The 19,038-nt window shown below is 45.1% G+C and carries 13 protein-coding genes, 2 tRNA genes and 3 rRNA genes; 15 read left to right on the forward strand and 3 right to left on the reverse strand.

The genetic code is table 11. The annotated features are described in order from the left end of the window. Positions 1-6: 6 nt before the first annotated feature. Positions 7-1,236: an MFS transporter gene (locus tag ACM9H2_RS00460; protein WP_415487084.1), complete on the reverse strand. Its 1,230-nt coding sequence runs from the start codon at positions 1,234-1,236 to the stop codon at positions 7-9. Positions 1,237-1,301: 65 nt separating this feature from the next. Here ACM9H2_RS00460 and endA point away from each other — a divergent pair, with 65 nt between their 5' ends. The 11 genes from endA (at position 1,302) to ACM9H2_RS00515 (ending at position 13,674) form a co-directional block, all read left to right on the forward strand. Beyond that, complete coding sequence (endA, locus tag ACM9H2_RS00465) at positions 1,302-2,303, forward strand: tRNA-intron lyase (protein WP_415487086.1); 1,002 nt, start codon at positions 1,302-1,304, stop codon at positions 2,301-2,303. Next, on the forward strand, positions 2,300-3,814 hold the full coding sequence (locus tag ACM9H2_RS00470; RefSeq protein WP_415487088.1) for a tryptophan--tRNA ligase: 1,515 nt from the start codon (positions 2,300-2,302) through the stop codon (positions 3,812-3,814). Before endA ends, ACM9H2_RS00470 begins: the two co-directional genes overlap by 4 nt. A gap of 6 nt (positions 3,815-3,820) precedes the next feature. Further along, complete coding sequence (locus ACM9H2_RS00475) at positions 3,821-5,323, forward strand: phenylalanine--tRNA ligase subunit alpha (protein WP_415487277.1); 1,503 nt, start codon at positions 3,821-3,823, stop codon at positions 5,321-5,323. After that, entirely contained in the window at positions 5,323-7,050 is a 1,728-nt protein-coding gene (pheT, locus tag ACM9H2_RS00480; RefSeq protein ID WP_415487090.1) for a phenylalanine--tRNA ligase subunit beta, read from the forward strand. The genes ACM9H2_RS00475 and pheT overlap by 1 nt, the downstream gene beginning before the upstream one ends. Positions 7,051-7,229: 179 nt before the next feature. Beyond that, entirely contained in the window at positions 7,230-7,538 is a 309-nt protein-coding gene (locus tag ACM9H2_RS00485; RefSeq protein ID WP_415487092.1) for a non-histone chromosomal MC1 family protein, read from the forward strand. A gap of 359 nt (positions 7,539-7,897) precedes the next feature. Then, positions 7,898-9,369: ribosomal RNA gene (locus tag ACM9H2_RS00490) — 16S ribosomal RNA — on the forward strand. Positions 9,370-9,476: 107 nt separating this feature from the next. Next, positions 9,477-9,548, forward strand: a tRNA-Ala gene (locus ACM9H2_RS00495). A 276-nt stretch (positions 9,549-9,824) separates the two neighbouring features. Then, a 23S ribosomal RNA gene (locus tag ACM9H2_RS00500) occupies positions 9,825-12,741 on the forward strand. A gap of 154 nt (positions 12,742-12,895) precedes the next feature. Next, positions 12,896-13,011 (forward strand): 5S ribosomal RNA (gene rrf / locus ACM9H2_RS00505). Together the 16S, 23S and 5S rRNA genes with 2 tRNA genes alongside form the textbook arrangement of a ribosomal RNA operon. A gap of 204 nt (positions 13,012-13,215) precedes the next feature. Next, a tRNA-Cys gene (locus ACM9H2_RS00510) sits at positions 13,216-13,287 on the forward strand. Between the two features lie 105 nt (positions 13,288-13,392). Further along, positions 13,393-13,674 (forward strand): hypothetical protein, encoded by a 282-nt coding sequence (locus ACM9H2_RS00515; protein ID WP_415487094.1) that lies wholly within the window; start codon positions 13,393-13,395, stop codon positions 13,672-13,674. Here ACM9H2_RS00515 and ACM9H2_RS00520 read toward each other — a convergent pair. Together ACM9H2_RS00520 and ACM9H2_RS00525 are read right to left on the reverse strand one after the other, a co-directional pair. Further along, positions 13,662-14,267 (reverse strand): nucleotidyltransferase family protein, encoded by a 606-nt coding sequence (locus ACM9H2_RS00520; protein WP_415487096.1) that lies wholly within the window; start codon positions 14,265-14,267, stop codon positions 13,662-13,664. The two genes, ACM9H2_RS00515 and ACM9H2_RS00520, sit on opposite strands and share 13 nt — an antisense overlap. Further along, positions 14,264-15,469 carry a molybdopterin molybdotransferase MoeA gene (locus tag ACM9H2_RS00525; RefSeq protein ID WP_415487097.1) on the reverse strand — a complete coding sequence of 402 codons (1,206 nt, stop codon included), beginning with the start codon at positions 15,467-15,469 and terminating at the stop codon, positions 14,264-14,266. Before ACM9H2_RS00525 ends, ACM9H2_RS00520 begins: the two co-directional genes overlap by 4 nt. A 78-nt stretch (positions 15,470-15,547) precedes the next feature. Here ACM9H2_RS00525 and ACM9H2_RS00530 point away from each other — a divergent pair, with 78 nt between their 5' ends. The 4 genes from ACM9H2_RS00530 to ACM9H2_RS00545 all read left to right on the forward strand — a co-directional run bounded on the left by ACM9H2_RS00530 (position 15,548) and on the right by ACM9H2_RS00545 (position 18,971). Beyond that, entirely contained in the window at positions 15,548-16,042 is a 495-nt protein-coding gene (locus tag ACM9H2_RS00530; RefSeq protein ID WP_415487099.1) for a (2Fe-2S)-binding protein, read from the forward strand. Beyond that, positions 16,042-16,917 (forward strand): FAD binding domain-containing protein, encoded by an 876-nt coding sequence (locus ACM9H2_RS00535; RefSeq protein WP_415487101.1) that lies wholly within the window; start codon positions 16,042-16,044, stop codon positions 16,915-16,917. The genes ACM9H2_RS00530 and ACM9H2_RS00535 overlap by 1 nt, the downstream gene beginning before the upstream one ends. 69 nt (positions 16,918-16,986) lie before the next feature. Further along, complete coding sequence (locus tag ACM9H2_RS00540) at positions 16,987-18,102, forward strand: XdhC family protein (protein ID WP_415487103.1); 1,116 nt, start codon at positions 16,987-16,989, stop codon at positions 18,100-18,102. Positions 18,103-18,155: 53 nt separating this feature from the next. Continuing rightward, entirely contained in the window at positions 18,156-18,971 is an 816-nt protein-coding gene (locus ACM9H2_RS00545; RefSeq protein WP_415487104.1) for a hypothetical protein, read from the forward strand. Positions 18,972-19,038 lie beyond the last annotated feature (67 nt).

The raw sequence follows: 19,038 nt of genomic DNA on the forward strand, positions 1-19,038 counted from the left end.
GGTACTTTAAATAAATAGAGAAGTCCGTCTACTTCTCGCAAAACGAATAATAACCGCAAGAATCAGACCGATCCCTCCTAGAACAAGTCCAATTCTCACAAAAGTAATTGAAACCGTACCTCGATAAAGTAAAAACCCCATCAAAAATGGACCTGCTGCCTGGCCGAAACTTTGAGCAGCCATTGCGGCAGAAATAGTTCCCCCTCTAAGTTCTGGAGGTGAAAATTGCACCATGAGACTTTTCTGAATAGGCGCACTTACACTCGCACCTGCTGAAAAAATAACCAACGCAAGCATCAACACAATAAATGAACTAGATGCACCTATCATCGCCAATCCCACCCCTGTCGCGAGTAAACTAATCCCCAGCAAAACTAATGGATCAAATCTAGCCATTAAGCGACCCGATTGAGCCGCCCCGATAAGTGTTAAGACACCGTAACTTGTAACAATCACCCCTGCCTCGAACGCTCCATATTGGAACTTTTCTAAAACCAACAATGAAACGTATGCAAAAAATGCAAAGGACATCATAAACCGAATGACAAATGAAACACTTACTGCGGCTATGTCCAACCTGACGAGAGATTTGTACAATTTAGATATGTAGCCACTCCTCAACTCCTGCATAACTTCGATATCTGGTGGTAATATTCTCCAAGTCCATAGGGCCGCAAAAATAGCAACAAAATATAGAACAAACGGAGCTCTCCATGAAGCTATCAATAGGCCACTTGCAACCAATGGAGCTACAAGTGCCACAGATTGCATCCCCACTATCCGCACACCTTGTGCTGTTGCTTCCTGAATATCTGCGTAATAATCCCCTATCATTGCCACACTTACTGGCATTAATGCAGCAAAACCCATCCCCTGTATCACTCGCAAAATAAGAACTGTAGAAAACTCATTTACAAATCCTATAGTACCCCCTGCAACACCAAAAACAATAAATCCAAATACTATGACTCGACGCCGTCCAATTCTATCCGACAACATCCCCATCAATGGAACAAGAATAATGGAGGGTGCCGTATATGCAGTTATGAGCTCCCCCGCTCTCACTAGTGGCATCTCAAACACCAAGGTAACATCTGCAGCAATTGGACTTACGATATATACACCTGCCATCCCCACGGCAGCAGCAAGCATGACAACCTGCATTTCTTTATCCAAAAACACCGTGCCGCCCTTTCCAAATATTAATTCCAACCAACTCTCCAGTGTTTTTTCCATACTATCTTATCAGCAGCATAAGCATTTACCGTAGCGGCTTTCTCCACCGCAGTATATTTCTGAACATGGAAGGTCATCTATCCGACGGCGTCGTAGTTGTAGGAGAAGACGCAAAACAACGTTTTCACGATTCAAGAGGATATGGTATTCCAAAAAAAGGCAACGAAATTGAACTCGACCCAGTCGAAGCTGCTCATCTTCTACTTCGTGGGGATCTCGATAATATTGATGGAATGGATTTTATACAATTTATATCTGCACAAAAACCAGATTTTTCTGCTCAATTTTCCACATATCTCGATCTTCGATTTAGGGGGTTTCATTTAACTCCTGATGGCGCTTCAAATAATCTTTCTAGTTCAAACATAGACTTCACAGTCTACGAACGAGGAACTAAACCCCCTGATGGAGTCGTCAAATATGAATTACGTGTCATCGGAGAGCGTTCCACTATCCCCGCAGACCAACTTGGTGAGCACACCCTTGCAATCGTAGATGAAGAAGGTGAATTGACCTATTTCAACACGACTGAAATCGAACCAAATGGAAAAAAACAATTTTTCCCCCCTCCTTCCCAAGGAATATTACTAACTGATACAGTCTTACTCAAAAATCCAAATTCTACTTTCCACAAAGAAGGATTTTTTGGTCAGCACATACCCAACACTCCCCATATACAACTATCTCTAGTCGAAGCTGCTTATTTGTGCAATTGTGGATTGTTATCTATAAACGGGAATGTATTGCACCAAGGGCGTAAAACCGAAGGCGATCTATTTGACCACCGGTTATCTGTCTACACAGTTTTACGCAAACGTGGATTGATCCCAAAAACCGGATTTAAATTTGGGTTTGATTTCCGCGTTTACCAAGATTTTAACACAACTGAAAACGTGCTCCATTCCGAGTATCTAGTCAAAGTTATCAAAAGTGAACATGTTTTTTCAACCAAAGAACTATCTCTAAACGTCCGCCTTGCAGTAGGTGTGAGAAAACGAACACTTTTTGCAATTGTAGATGGGAGTAGTAATATCCGATGGGTCTTGGTGGAAAGGGTGACACCATGAATAACAAATCTAGTAAGGACGATAAGCACATTTCTATTGACCCCTGGGGGTCATCCACCATCGAAGATTACAACGATCTCTTCTCCCAGTTTGGAATCTCAAAATTCGAGCACTTCCTTCCTGATATTTCGCATCCCCACCATCTCATGCGCCGCGGTATAATATTCGGACACCGTGGATATCAATCCATTCTCGAAGCCATGAAGTCCAAAAGTCCATTTTCAGTCCTTTCAGGCTTTATGCCCACTGGAGATCCTCATATTGGCCACAAAATGGTTTTTGATGAGATCGTTTGGCATCAAAAACAAGGAGCAAAGGCCTATGGTTTAATAGCCGATCTCGAGGCACACGCAGCTAGAAAATTGAGTTGGAGCGAAATAGATGACCACGCTAGGAATTATATTTTAGCTCTTCTAGCATCTGGATTCGATTTAAAAACGGGAGAGATATATCGACAATCTGAAAATAAACGAGTTAAAGACTTGGCGTTTGAACTTGGCATCGAAACTAATTTTTCCGAAATGCAATCCATCTATGGTTTCTCTGGCAACACTGAAATATCCCATATCCAAAGTGTGTTAACCCAAGCTGCTGACATACTCTACCCTCAACTTGATCACCCACAACCAACTGTCATTCCTGTAGGCCCTGATCAAGACCCCCACCTAAGATTAACTAGGGATTTGGCATCCCGTTTGCGTTTATTCTCCGTAACAGAAGCATACGCAAGTTTCGAAGCAGATGCTGCAGAACTTGAATACCTTAAAGTAGCATTTGAAAATCTCTCATCCCTCCAAACTCCACTTCATTGCAATGACGTAGCCGAGTGGATTGAGAACGAAAACCAAGCAAGTGAAGCCCTTTCTACCATCACCAATAAACTTAAAGAAGCTTCAAAAGAAGAATTCTATCCCCGTATCCGAATAATCAATCACCGAGCAACTCCCGATCTACTCAAAGAGCTAGAATCTAAAATCTCTAAAAATAAACAAGTATACAAAGAACACATAGATGTTTTCGATGCATCTCACAATGATATCGATAATATGGTGAGAGAATTTGAAATAGAAAATGGTGGATACGGATTCTACCCACCTCTCTCCCTGTATCACCGATTCATGAGTGGTCTTACCGGCGGTAAAATGTCTTCTTCTCTCCCTGATAGTCATATCAGTCTGTTTGAAGCCCCTGAAAGTGGATATCAAAAAGTAAAACAATCTACAACTGGCGGAAGAGAATCTGCAGAACTCCAACGTGAGTTGGGCGGCGAAGCAGACAAATGTCCTGTATATGAACTATATGCCTATCTCTTAACACAAGACGATGATTCTTACGCACAACGAGTCTATGAAGAATGCACAAATGGAACTCGACTTTGCGGAGATTGTAAAGAAGAAGCAGCAAATTTAATGCGAGAATTCTTAAAGGATTATCAACAAAAAATAAAAGAAGTCGAACCACTCCTAGAACAATTAAATCCCAATACCCCCAACACCGAGGGACGCTCTTAAATGACCATCAAACTCCCGAAAAATCAGAAAATAGTTTTCGAAGCAGCAAGTCCTACTGAGGAGAAAACGTTCGAGCAACTATCCGAAGAAACTGAACTCAAACTTGAACACATATCAGGTGCCTCATTCGCACTCGAATCCCAAGGATTGATTTCTATAACTACTCTTTCTGATTCTAAACCCTCACTCACAGACGAAGGATCTCTCTATCTACAACACTCTTTACCCGAACTACGACTTTACCAGGCCGTACGACTACTGGGCGAACTTGAAACCGAATTTGATCTATCCCAGGCAATTAGCCAATCCTCTCTCAATAAAAATGAAGTTAGTGTGGCACTCTCTAATTACGCTCGAAAAGATTATGGAACAATTAACCAAGGAAAAATAATCTCATCTCGCGATTTCGATCCAAAATCTGACCCCGAACAAGTCGCTCTTTCTTCCATTGACCAAGGTGTAGAACCTGATCAATCAATAGTAACTAGACTTGAATCCAGGGGGTTGATAAACATCAACCAACTCACGACCAGATCTGTCATTTTAACTAAAAAAGGAATCTCAGAGCGCAAGAAAGGCGTGAAAATATCTCAGAGTGTAACTAATCTCACCCCTCAGATGTTATCCCAAGGAAACTGGGAGAACCTAGAATACACAGCCTATAACGTCGAAGCCGAGGCTGCACCCTACATAGGAGGTAGGGTACATATCCTTCGAGAAACTGCCGAAAGGGTCAAAGACACACTAGTTAGTATGGGATTTCAAGAGATGGAAGGTCCTCATGCCGACTCAGAATTTTGGATCAATGATTGTTTGTTTATGCCCCAGGACCACCCCGCAAGAACTCATTGGGATCAATTTGCACTTTCTGTACCTCCTGCACAAAATTTACCTACTGATATAGTTGAAAAAGTTCAAAACTCCCACCTCGACGGCGTCGGAACAGACGGAGATGGTTACCATTCTCCATGGTCAGAAGATGTGGCACTTGGAATCGACCTTCGAGGCCACACCACTTCTTTATCCATGCGATATCTTTCAGGGCAGGCGATAGGCCATCTTGAACCTCCTCAGAGATTTTTCTCTGTGGAAAAAGTCTATCGAAACGATACGTTGGATCCTACTCATCTGCTTGAATTTTTCCAGATAGAAGGATGGGTCATGGCAGAAAATTTATCCGTCAGAGATCTCATGGGAACTTTCACCGAATTTTACCGTCGGTTTGGAATAACCAATCTCAAATTCAAACCCCATTACAATCCTTACACCGAACCAAGCTTCGAACTTTTCGGAGAACACCCCCGAACAGGGGAACTAATCGAGATAGGAAACTCGGGCCTTTTCCGAGACGAAGTCCTACACCCTCTCGGAGTTAGTTGCGACGTCATGGCATGGGGCTTAGCACTCGAACGACTCTTAATGCTAATGTATGGGTTTGAAGATATACGAGATGTCCATGGGACTCTTTGTGATTTACAACTTTTGCGATCTACTGGGGTACCTTACTAATGCCAGTTGTAAGTCTCCACCCAAATCTTTTAAGACAAATGACCGGAATAGAAATTTCCGATGAAAAACTAAAAGAAGATCTATTCAATTTGGGCCTTGAATTTGATGGAGAAGATGAAGATGGAAATTTCCAATTAGAGTTCGCACCCGACAGATTAGACAGATTATCCACTGAAGGAATCGCACGATCTTTGAGATATTACTATGGTCAGGATAGGGGAATTTTCATCCCTTCCCTCAATCCTCCAAATTGGACTATATCCTTACACTCTCCCATCCACCACAGCCGTCCCTGTGTCACTGGTGCCATCGCCCGTGGAATCAAATTAGACGATTCCATTTTGAAATCCTTAATCCAATTACAGGAGAAACTTCACGATACCATTGGTAGGGGCAGGGCAAAAGGCTCCATCGGTATCCACGATCTTTCCATGATTAAAGCCATTGAAAATTCAGACGGAATGTCTTCTATCTTGTATTGTGGAACTCTTCCCTCTGAACCATCCTTTGTCCCGCTAGGGCTCAAGGAGGAATTAACACCCGAGCAGATACTTGAATTCCATCCAACCGGAAAAAAGTACAAAAAACTCGTTGAAGGCGATCAACAATACCCTGCATTTTTCGACGACCTTGGATTGTTTTCATTCCCTCCAATAATTAACAGCGCCCGTACCGAAGTAACCGTTGATTCTAGAGATCTCCTCATCGAGATGACCGGAACCGATCAGTGGACTATCGACCGAATGCTCAACATAATTTGCTATGCTTTAGAAGCCCATGGGGCCACTCTTGAAGAACTCAATATTCAAACTCCAGATGGTGCAGTTAACAAACCAGATTTCTCTCTTGACACAAAACACATAGACCACACTAGAATAGAACAAATTCTCGGAACTAACTTCTCCTCAAACGACGTAGTTGATTTACTCGAACGTTCCGGGTTGGATGGCAAAGTCATCACACCACCCCACAGAGGCGAAGTTCCTCCTCAAGAATCCCAATACCGGGTCACAATACCTCCTTATAGAGTCGACGTACTCCATCCTCTTGATATCATTGATGATATAGGTAGAACTCATGGTTTTTACAAACTCAAACCACGTTATCCTGATGTAGCGACGATAGGAGGTCGGACTACACGTTCCAGCTTGGAACGAGCCACAAGACAGGTACTAATTGGAATGGGATTTGAAGATTTACTCAACTTTAATTTGACAAACGAAACTGAGAATTTCTCCAAAATGAGGTTAGAAGGTGACATAAACGCATATGGATATCATAAACCCGTTAAGATACTTGAGCCCTATTCCGCAGAATACACAATAATCAGAACGTGGGTACTTCCCTCACTTTTGATGGTACTAGAAAACAACACACATCGTGCATATCCTCAAAATCTACTCGAAATTGGGTTAACTGCTAATGTAGACCACACAAAAGACACAAGAGTGGACGAAAACTACGCTATTGCTGCCACTGTCGCCCATTCCCATGCTTCCTATGAAGAAGCAAAATCAAAACTGCAAGTACTTTGTCAAAGATTCAACAAAAGACTTGAAACTCTTCCCATTTCTCACCCGACCTTTATTGAAGGACGATCTGCGTCTATCCTAATAGACGGAGAACCCAAAGGAATCCTTGGAGAAATACATCCTGAAGTACTCAATATACATGGGATCGAACTCCCAGTTTCGGCCTTTGAATTATCACTCAATTCTTTCATTTAACCCCTTATTTAACTTATAAAACCCTCTTTTTAGGGCCCTATCTCACACCTCGCGTGAAAAAAACCAAAAAAAACACCCCAGACGAGGCCTACTATATAAAGATATGGCCAATCCAACCCCCGATTCTCCGATATATTTATAACCTGCCCTCTTCACGGTCCTCATGGTGGAATCAAACCATGGTACGTGAAGACGGAAAACGAAATTTTGCTCTCCAAGACAGAGCAGGAAACGAATCAAGTGTATTTAGCGGCAACACACCAAGACAAGCAGCCCTTAAAGCTGCCCGAAGACTCGACGACGTTGGTGACAATGAGGCAAGCGCTAGACGCGTAGAAATAAGAATGAGAGAGAGAGGAACAAGCAAAGTGCATATTTACGATGCATGGGCGTGGATGACCACTGCACCTCCCGATTCTCCTAGCTGGATGCCTAGCAAATTGAAAGAAGCAAACGTTTCTAAAAAAGGCATCGAACGCATCGATTAAGATCTCCATTAAAGATCTTTTTTATGTTTTTTCCATGAATAGTGCCCACTTTTAGTCTCCAAATACTGTTAGTCATTCTCACACATAATTGCATGAGGGAGATCCGATGGGTTTAATAGTCCACGACTGGAATTATAGGTCCGAGCTTCTTCGTAAGAAGCAAAACGAGGTGAGGATCTCGCCCCTGCGGTACTCCGTACAGACGAGATCTGATGTTAACGCATAAATACGAAACTTGGGAGATACTTTTTCTCCCACTTAGACAGTTTCGGTGAATCCCGATCAGTTCCTCTGAATATCAACTTTCAAAAATGGAGGACACAACACAGTGTTCGTCAACCCAGACTAATTGTCTGGGAATTCTGGTTGATCCTGCCAGAGGTCATTGCTATCGGGGTCCGATTTAGCCATGCTAGTTGCACGGGTTAAGACCCGTAGCGAACAGCTCAGTAACACGTAGATAAACTACCCTATGGACTGTGATAACCTCGGAAAACTGAGGGTAATAACAGATAGTACTCCTATGCTGGAATGCAGTGAGTACGAAATGCTCCGGCGCCATAGGATGTGACTGCGGCCGATTAGGTAGACGGTGGGGTAACGGCCCACCGTGCCGATAATCGGTACGGGTGGTGAGAGCCAGAGCCCGGAGATGGAATCTGAGACAAGATTCCAGGCCCTACGGGGCGCAGCAGGCGCGAAAACTTTACAATGCGCGAAAGCGCGATAAGGGGACCCCGAGTGCGAGGGCATAACGTCCTCGCTTTTGTATATCGTAAGAAGATATACGAATAAGGGCTGGGCAAGACCGGTGCCAGCCGCCGCGGTAATACCGGCAGCTCGAGTGATGATCACTATTATTGGGCCTAAAGCGTCCGTAGCCGGTTGAACAAGTCCTTCGGCAAATCCACTCGCTCAACGAGTGGGCTCTCGAGGGAAACTGTTCGACTTGGGGCCGGGAGATCTGAGGGGTACGTCTAGGGTAGGAGTGAAATCCTGTAATCCTAGACGGACCGCCGGTGGCGAAAGCGCCTCAGAAGAACGGACCCGACGGTCAGGGACGAAAGCTAGGGTCTCGAACCGGATTAGATACCCGGGTAGTCCTAGCCGTAAACGATGCTCGCTAGGTGTTGCGAAAGCTACGTGCTTTTGCTGTGCCGTAGGGAAGCCGTGAAGCGAGCCGCCTGGGAAGTACGTCCGCAAGGATGAAACTTAAAGGAATTGGCGGGGGAGCACTACAACCGGAGGAGCCTGCGGTTTAATTGGACTCAACGCCGGAAATCTCACCAGTACCGACAATTGCAGTGACAGTCAAGTTGATGACTTTACTCGAGCTCTTGAGAGGAGGTGCATGGCCGCCGTCAGCTCGTACCGTGAGGCGTCCTGTTAAGTCAGGCAACGAGCGAGACCCACATCTCTAATTGCCAGCAGCATCCATGTGATGGCTGGGTACATTAGAGAGACTGCCGTCGTTAAGACGGAGGAAGGAATGGGCAACGGTAGGTCAGTATGCCCCGAATGTACTGGGCTACACGCGGGCTACAATGGCCGGGACAATGGGATGCAACCCCGAGAGGGGAAGCTAATCTCCTAAACCCGGTCTTAGTTCGGATTGAGGGCTGAAACTCGCCCTCATGAAGCTGGATTCGGTAGTAATCGCGTCTCAATAGGGCGCGGTGAATACGTCCCTGCTCCTTGCACACACCGCCCGTCAAAGCACCCGAGTGAGGTTTGGATGAGGCCGCCCTTAGGCGGTCGAATCTGGGCTTCGTAAGGGGGCTTAAGTCGTAACAAGGTAGCCGTAGGGGAATCTGCGGCTGGATCACCTCCTATTGAACGGGACCAGGCTATATGCCTGGCCCAAAAGATACAGGAGAGCTGATCGGGCACTACAGGAACTGTCTACATTTTATGCGTCCCTTCTTCAGAATGAAGGGTGGGCCCATAACTCAGTGGTAGAGTGCTGCCTTTGCAAGGCAGAAGCCCTGGGTTCGAATCCCAGTGGGTCCATGTCGAAGAAAATTGAATTTCACATGATATTCAATTCCATTCAAGGCAAACACATGCACTACTCCGTGAAATCGAGAGTAGGAAGGGTCTGAGTACGTCCACTTCACACTACGGACGATTCTATGAAGATCATTTATACGCACATGGCTCTCACCCGCTTCCCCTCTTAGGGTCGTGGTGAGAGCCAGAGCCCAAGAACAGAACTTTAAATAAAATTCTATTCTTGGGCTCACCCAGGCGAAAACTGGATCTGTATGATAAATACAGATAGTATCTATAACGTGGCTACAATGCCACTTGGTGAATGGTTCGGCTCGAGCGCCGATGAATGGACGTGCCAAGCTGCGATAAGCCCGGGGGAGCCGCATGGAGGCTAAGAACCCGGGATCTCCGAATGAGAATCTCTACACAATTGCTTCGCGCAATAGGGAACGTCGGGAACTGAAACATCTTAGTACCGACAGGAAAAGAAACCAACAGGGATGTCGTTAGTAACGGCGAGTGAAAACGACACAGTCTAAACCGAAGCCTTCGGGCAATGTGGTGTATGGACTGACAATCAGCACTAGAACTTCAACGTGAAGTCTCCTGGAACGGAGCGTGATACAGGGTGAAAGCCCCGTAACTTTGATTATTATAGTGTGTGTCAGAACCTGAATAGCGGGGGTTGGAATTCCCTCGTGAATACGGCAGGCATCAATCTGCCAAGACTAAATACGTCTCGAGACCGATAGCGAATAAGTAGCGTGAGCGAATACTGAAAAGAACCCTCAGAAGGGGGGTGAAATAGGACCTGAAATCAAGTGGCGATAGAGCGGTGGGGCATAAAAGGCCTTACGACGAACGAATCAAGGGCGACCTTGTAGTAGGAGTCATAAGGAGCCGGTGTCCTGTCGTGCGTTTTGAAAAATGAGCCAGGGAGTGTATCTAATCGGCGAGCTTAACCTGATTATCGGGGAAGGCATAGGGAAACCAACATGTCCGCAGCTTTCGAGCAAGGGACGCCGTCTACAAGGGCGGGGAGTCGATTGGATACGACCCGGAACCGGGCGATCTACGCGTGGGCAAGGTGAAACGTGGCGAAAGCTGCGTGGAGGCCTGTTAGGGGTATTGCCTTACAATGCATTCCCGTGACCCACGTGTAGGGGTGAAAGGCCCATCGAGCCCGGAGACAGCTGGTTCCGACCGAAACATGTCGTAGCATGACCTCCATTGAGGTAGTTTGTGGGGTAGAGCGACTGATTGGGAGAATCGATATCGAAAGGTGTCGACCTCCTTGTCAAACTCCGAACCTACAGACGCCGTAGACGTGGGGAGTCCGGTGTACGGGGTAAGCTTGTATACCGTGAGGGTGAGAACCCAGAGCTGGGTTAAGGTCCCAAAGTGTGGGCTAAGTGCAACTAAAAAGTGGTCTCGGGTCCAAGACAACCGGGAGGTAAGCTTAGAAGCAGCAATCCTCTAAGAAAAGCGTAACAGCTTACCGGTCGAGATTCGAGGCGCTGAAAATGATCGGGGCTAAAGCCCACCCCCGAGACCCAGCCGCACCTTAACAGGTGATCGTGTAGGTCGGCGTTCCGTTCGGGTGGAAGCACGGGCGAGAGTTCGTGTGGACCGTTCGGAAATGAAAATCCTGGCCGTAGTAGCAGCGTTAGTCGGGTGAGAATCTTGATGGCCGAAAGGGTAAGGGTTCCTCAGCAATGTTTATCAGCTGAGGGTTAGCCGGTCCTAAGTCTTATCGTAACTCGAGTAAGACAAATTGGGAAATTGGTTAATATTCCAATGCCATTATACATTAAAAGCTGACGCTTCGGGGTAGAGTGAGCCGGGCCTTCGCCCGGTCGAACCGTCGAAATTCGTGGAAGCCGTAATGGCACGAAGCGAATGAATGTCGGGATAGGGAAACTCACTTCAACCTGGAGCCCGTGAAAAGGCAAGTATAATGACCGTACTCAGAACCGAAACAGGTGCCCAGGCAGAGAAAGCCAAGGCCTGTCGGGAATAACCGACGTTAGGGAATTCGGCAAATTAGTCCCGTACGTTCGCAATAAGGGATGCCTGCTCCGGTAAGGAGCAGGTCGCAGTGACTAGGGAGCTCCGACTGTCTAGTAACAACACAGGTGACCGCAAATCCGAAAGGACTCGTACGGTCACTGAATCCTGCCCAGTGCAGGTATCTGAAACTCTGGTTCAACAGAACGAAGGACCTGTCAACGGCGGGGGTAACTATGACCCTCTTAAGGTAGCGTAGTACCTTGCCGCTTAATTAGCGGCTTGCATGAATGGATCAACGAGAGCTCCACTGTCCCAACGTTGGGCCCGGTGAACCGTACTTTCCAGTGCGTAGTCTGGAGACCCCCAAGGGGAAGCGAAGACCCTATAGAGCTTTACTGCAGGCTGCCGCTGGGGCATGATCGACGATGTGTAGAATAGGTAGGAGTCATTACACAGGTGCGCGCGCTAGCGCGTCGCCGAGACAACAGTGAAATACTACCCGTCGTTGAGCGTGTCCCTCACTCTTTTAGAGGACACCGGTAGCTGGGCAGTTTGACTGGGGCGGTACGCGCTCGAAAAGATATCGAGCGCGCCCTAAGGTCACCTCATCCGTGTCAGAAATGCGGAGAAGAGCGCAAGAGCAAAAGGTGGCCTGACAGTGTTCTCCATAACAAGGAACGCTGACGCGAAAGCGTGGTCTAGCGAACCTGTGTGCCCGATTGATGCGGGCCATAGATGACAGAAAAGCTACCTTAGGGATAACTGAGTCGTCACCGGCAAGAGCACATATCGACCCGGTGGCTTGCTACTTCGATGTCGGTTCCCTCCAACCTGCCCGTGCAGAAGCGGGCAAGGGTGTGGTTGTTCGCCAATTAAAGGAGGTCGTGAGCTGGGTTTAGACCGTCGTGAGACAGGTCGGCTGCTATCTATTGGGGGTGTGAGGTGTCTGACGGGAACGTCCACATAGTACGAGAGGAACTGTGGATGGGTGCCACTGGTGTACCGGTTGTTCGAAAGAGCAAGTGCCGGGCAGCTACGCACCAAGGGGTAAGAGCTGAACGCATCTAAGCTCGAAACTCACCTGGAAAAGAGACACCATTTGAGTCCACCTGTAAAAGACAGGATTGATAGATTTGGGGTGTACGCACCAAGGCAACGAGGTGTTTAGCCCGCGAATACTAATCGGACGAAGCCATACATTTATGATCTATCCAGAATTATCCTATAGGTCCAGTCGCTAATTGGGTTGTGCGTTATTTATAATATCAAACCGACACTGGCCACGCTAACTCGACGAGTTAAGGGTGCTATCTTACTTGCACCCATTATGGCGGTTCAATTCCGCAAGTCGGCATTAAGGCGGCCATAGTGGCGGGGAAACTCCCGTACCCATCCCGAACACGGAAGATAAGCCCGCCTACGTTCCCTTGAGTACTGGAGTGCGCGAGCCTCTGGGAAATCCGGCCCGAAAGGGTGATTCGGTTATGTACTGAGGGGTGTAAGATTAGTACGTGCTGGGTTCGTCCCGGCGGAAGGTCAAGCGCCCTGTCGACGTATATAATTGGTCGTTCGCTGCCTTTCCATTCATATTTCCATACTTATAGCGGTAGCAGTACCCGCTTTTGATATATCTGATCAAAACGGTTAACTATCCAAGGCGAAAACATGATCCTGCGCATAGGTGGCAGAGTGGCTACGCGTCCGCCTGCAGAGCGGATATACGCCGGTTCGAATCCGGCCCTATGCTTATCTTCTACTCTACAATCTTTTTTTCTTAGAGTACAAGAGAATATTCTATAGCCCCTTCCGAGAAGTAATTCTTTAATAATCCGTCCCATAATTTTATACATCAATGAAGTTCTTATCAACTTTTAAAATCACCAAAGGATTTGATACCTGGCTACAAATGTACAAAGAGATTGAACCCGACTTAGATGAATTAGGAATAAAAGTACTATGGGCCGGAACCAATTCCGACGAAACAAAAGTCTACGACGTTACAGAAGTAAAAGATCCATCAAAATTTGAGATACTAACAAAACGAGAAGATATCACAAAAAAGAGAATTGATGCTGGAGTCGAATTGGAAAGTCAAGAAGTAATAGAGACTATATCTGAAGACTATTGGGCATAATCCTCCAAATCCTCTTCCGTGTCGATATCAAATAGGACTCCTCTGTCACCTGTTTCAACTAAGTCCATCCCAAGATCTTTGAGAATAGAATTCCCCCCTTCATCACCTCTTAATCCTTCTTTGAGCATTTCTATCACAGAAGCTCTAAATAAAACAGGATTTCCTCTTCTCCCCTTGTAACCTGCAACAAAAACATCTCCAACTTTCTTATTCATCTGGACAGAAATGAGTTCATTGACACTACTACTTTTCACGAATGGCATATCTCCCAGAGCAAATACAATCGCATTTTCTTCCAAAACCGCATCAATTCCTCTTCGAACCGAAGTTGACTGGCCCATTTTCCAATCTTTATTGTATAAAAATTCCACGTCTAAGTGAGATAGTTCTTCTTCCACTCTTTCTGCTTGATATCCGGTAACTATTTTTACAGATTCCACCTCCGAATCAATCAAATTTTGAGTGGCCATTTTGATTATAGATTGGCCTCCAATTTCAACAAAAAGCTTGTTTTCGGCCCCAAACCTAGAGCTGTCTCCTCCCGCTAATAATACTCCCAAAACACCACTATTTTTTTGGTTCGGTATAGTCATCTTATTGCTGTATATGGAACGACTTTGACAATACTTCCTTTTTCAACATCATTCACCATTATAAAAAAACCATCCGCCCGAACTGCTCGGGTACTAGATGACAACACACTAGAGTTAAAAACACCATCAAATATCTGCAATGGAGAATCTATATGTCCCAGTGGCATCGCTAATTCTCCACCTTTTTCAAATACTACTGGGACAATGTATTCAAATCCCTCTCTACTTACTTTTACATCACGGGACAGTTCCATGTCAATTGTGGGGAATTCTTCCAATCCCACAAAAAATGGACGGAGAAACAACATCGAAACTGTGTGCGCTCCTATTGGTTTCCCCGGAACTGCAAAAATAACCGAGCTACCGATACTTGCCATTGTAATTGGTTTCCCCGGACGTACCAATACTCCCTGAAACTGAATCGTTCCAAGGTTTGAAATGGCCTTTACCACATAATCCCTTTTTCCCACACTTGTCCCCCCTGTTGTTATTACAACATCGTATTTTTTTGAGAGCTCTTCAATCCGTTTCTCAACAATTTCATATTGATCCGGAACGCTACCTTCGTACGTTGGGCGCCCGCCCCACGAAGTCACTAGTCCACCAAGCATGGCCGAATCTAGGTCTTCATGCTTTCCCTCATAAATTTCCGTTCCAGTAGCTAGAATTCCAACTGAGAATGGAGAATAAACTTTAACATTTTTATGCCCTATATCCAATAAAAGAATCGCATCTCTCGGCGCCAAACACGTTCCCTTTTCAAACAACTTTTCGCCAATTGAGACATTACTCCCCTTCGCATATACATACGTCCAACTAGGGATATCTTCCCCAATCAGATTTTTCCCATCCACGTTTGCATCTTCCCGTTTTAACACCGCATCCGCCCCTTCTGGGAGTGCAGCACCCGTGGATATTCTAACCGCTTGTCCCGGAGAAATAGATCCAGGAGAATCCTCTGGAAAAACAGAATCGATAAGTTCCAATGGATATTCATCACTCGAATTAATGGCATATCCATCCATGGTTGCATGATTCTGAGATGGTAAGTCTACTTTTGAAACGATGGATTCCGCTAAGATGCGGCCTCCGATCTCATCTACTGCAATCGATTCTGTAGGTCTATCTGAGAGTAAAAGTTTGCGCACAGAGGCTATTTTTAAAATAGCTTGAGACCGAGTCACCATTTTTTGATTGGACATATTCTTCAAATATTTCTTGAAGTCCTACCAAAAAACTCTTGACGGTATGTTCTCTGAATATATATATGGTGAAAAAATATGAGTGAGCACGATATAACCCTAACCGTCAATAATACTGAACACAAGTTGGTTATTGAATCAAGGAGACTTCTAATACATACACTCCGGGACGAGTTGGGCTATACCGGTCCAAATGTGGGATGTGAATCTAGCCTTTGCGGTGCCTGCACGATCCATCTCAATGGATCTGCAGTCAAATCCTGTACAATCTTAGCAGTACAAGCTAACAACGCAGATATAACAACGGTCGAAGGTTTAGCCCAACATGGAACCTTACACCCCATCCAATCAAGCTTCCAAGAAGAACATGGCCTCCAATGTGGATATTGCACCCCTGGAATGATGATGACTGCACTGGATTTCCTCAAACACCATCCTGACCCCTCCCGCGATGAAATACGTGAGGGCCTAGAAGGAAACCTTTGCCGTTGCACTGGTTATCACAATATAGTCAACGCAGTTGAATCTACTGCAAAGAAACTCGCCGAAATTAGTTCTGGAGGGTCTGCATAATGTACCCCACACATTTCGATTATTACCAGGCGAAAACCCTATCTGAGTTATTTGATTTACTCTCTGAACATGGTGAAGAAATGATTGAATTCCTCGCAGGTGGGCATAGCCTATTACCTATGATGAAAACTGGATTGGCATCTCCAGATATTTTGATAGACCTGAACAACATCGAAGAACTCCATGGGATTGAACAGAATGAAACCACAACTTGTATTGGCGCCATGGAGCACTACTCTGATATTTCTAGAAATAACATTGTTAAAACCAATTGCCCCGTACTTGCAGAGGCAGTCAGTCTAGTTGGAGATATTCAAGTTAGGAATCGAGGAACTCTTGGTGGGAACCTAGCACACAACGATCCCGCAAGCGATCCCCCTGCTGCAATATTGGCATCCCAAGCAACCTTACACGTTCACGGACCCAATGGAAAACGAACGATCAAAGAAGATGATTTTTTCACTGGCTTATATGAAACATCACTCGAAGAAGACGAAATATTGACCAAAATAGAAATCCAAAATATAGAAAATGGTGCAGGCTCTTACCTTAAAAAACCAAGCCCGTCCTCTGGATATGCTATGATTGGAACTGCAGTAGTTTTACACTCCACCGATGGGATCATCGATACCGCAAGAGTGGCAGTAATTGGCGCTGTAGATCATGCTACACGTCTCACCGGAGTCGAAGATGCTTTAGTTGGTTCTCCTGCAACACACGAGTCCGCGATTAGTGCTGCAGAGCATGCTCTAGAAGGTATTGAAGATTATATGGTAATGGAAGATCTACAAGCCTCAGCAGAATACCGGGAACATTTGATAGGCGTGTATGCAAAAAGGGCTACAATGGCGGCAATAGACAATTTACCAAAATAACACGTTTCCTCTCTCATTCAGCTACACTCTCCGAAAGCGATACAGCTCTACAAAACATTTGTAATAACAATGAACGATCAAGATTGGGGTGCCCCAGAATCGGAAATTATAGAAACTATTCGAAGAGTTCAAAAATCAGATTCTCAGGCAGTTATAGCTCATATTGTAAGCGTAGAAGGCAGCGCATACAGGCGCCCCGGGGCAAAAATGGTTGTATCTGAAAATAGAGTTGGTATCGGGAACATCACTGCCGGATGCTTAGAAGGAGAAGTACTCGATATAGCATCCAAAGTCTTAGAAACTGGAAAGCCCCTTATTCAAACCTACGATCTAATGCAAGATCGGGATGATATATGGGGATTAGGTGTGGGCTGCAATGGAGTCATTGACATATTACTCGAACAAATAGATTCCTCCTATCAACCTATTTTAGACTCACTAGATCAAGGAAGGCCAATTGGAGTTGTAACTGCACTGTCCGGAGATGTTCCTATCGGGACTAAAGCGTATTATGATGAAGAGACTGGGTTTAACACCTCTGAGAATTTCCCAGATTGGCTCTTAGATGAATTGAATTCAATTCTGCCTCCTTTGTTCAAAAAAGGCAAATCAATTTCAATCGATATTGAATCCCAGGGTGGCCAAGCAAGAGTCTTCATTGATAGCATCCTCCCAATTCCAAAACTCATTATAGTTGGAAATGGAAACGATGTCGCCCCTGTTGTAGATGTAGCAAAGATAAACGGTTTCTCAGTCAGCATAATCAGCTTTCGAAAAGGAATTGACATAGCTAAAAAATTCCCCAATGCAGACCATTTCTATCATTCCTCTCCTTCTTCTATCACTTCCATTCTTGAATTCAACAATAACACCTATGTTGTAATTATGACTCATAATTTCATTGAAGACCGGCTATCTCTTGAACAACTTCTCTCCACTCCTGTAAGTTATATCGGTCTACTAGGGCCCCAAGAGAGATTCAAAGAAATGCTCTCTGAGTTTAAAGCAGAGGGGAAAAACCTGACTTCCCACACTGATAGAATTTACACACCCATTGGTCTTGATATCGGTGGTGGTTCTCCTTATCAAATAGCCACAAGTATCATTTCCGAAATACTTTCTGTACACAACCACCGGCCACCAAGACATTTACGCGACCGAGAAGGTCCTATCCACGATAGATAGTACATCTCGAAACGAAAAGAAACCGCTTTACGAGATGCATTCTTTTCTTCGCTATGCAACGACGGACTGCAGCTATTTATGCGGCACTCTTACTCCTTCTTGCAGCTGGATCTTACGCGACCATAGGTGCAGTAGACGCACCAGTAATAACGATCACTAACCCTGAATATTCCTATGCGTCAGGTGATCAGGCCACACTAAACAATAAAGCTTACACAGTATCTGCAGTAACTAGTGATTTTGCAGAATTAGAGTGGATAGATGAGTCTATTGTAAAAACCGAAACATGGGAAGCAGGCGATACGATCAAAATAGGAGAGTCTGACTTTTTAATAGGCACTCTCTCCACCGTCGATCCTATGACTTCAACATTTATTTTAACCGAAGTGCGACCTATAGGGGATGTTGAGACTGTCACTGTTAATTCTCAAACATATGTGATCCTCCAAACCGACTCAAATACCTCCTCCAAACCTTCCTTATTGCTTAAAGAAGATTATTTAACAGATAAATACGGCCCTGCAGCACAAATTGAATTAAGTATCGGAGATATTATTGAATACGATTCGAAACCCACTCTCATAGCCGATGTATCTGATCAAATTATAACGGTCTCTTGGTCCTCTCCAAAAACTAACACACTTGCTATAAGCGAAGGGGATATAATCGATTCAAACGGAATCTCTTATGTCGCCCATTTTGAGAATTACATGCTTCACTTGTCTAGCGATGTTGATGATTATGAAAGACAAGCATCTGTCATCGAAAAGTTCTACGAACGAATAAATGGTCTCTGGGGAATTTCCATTCTTGGAAGTCTTGCGTCCATTCTACTCCTGTCTATGGCCTATCTTTCTTCGCGCTACTGATAAATTTTATAGATCCGCAGGCCCCATCAACCTATAATATTCACACAATTGATATCACACCAAACAG

This window comes from Candidatus Hikarchaeum yamanae (assembly GCF_009889665.1).
GTDB classification, from domain to species: Archaea; Halobacteriota; Halobacteria; order Halobacteriales; family Hikarchaeaceae; genus Hikarchaeum; species Hikarchaeum yamanae.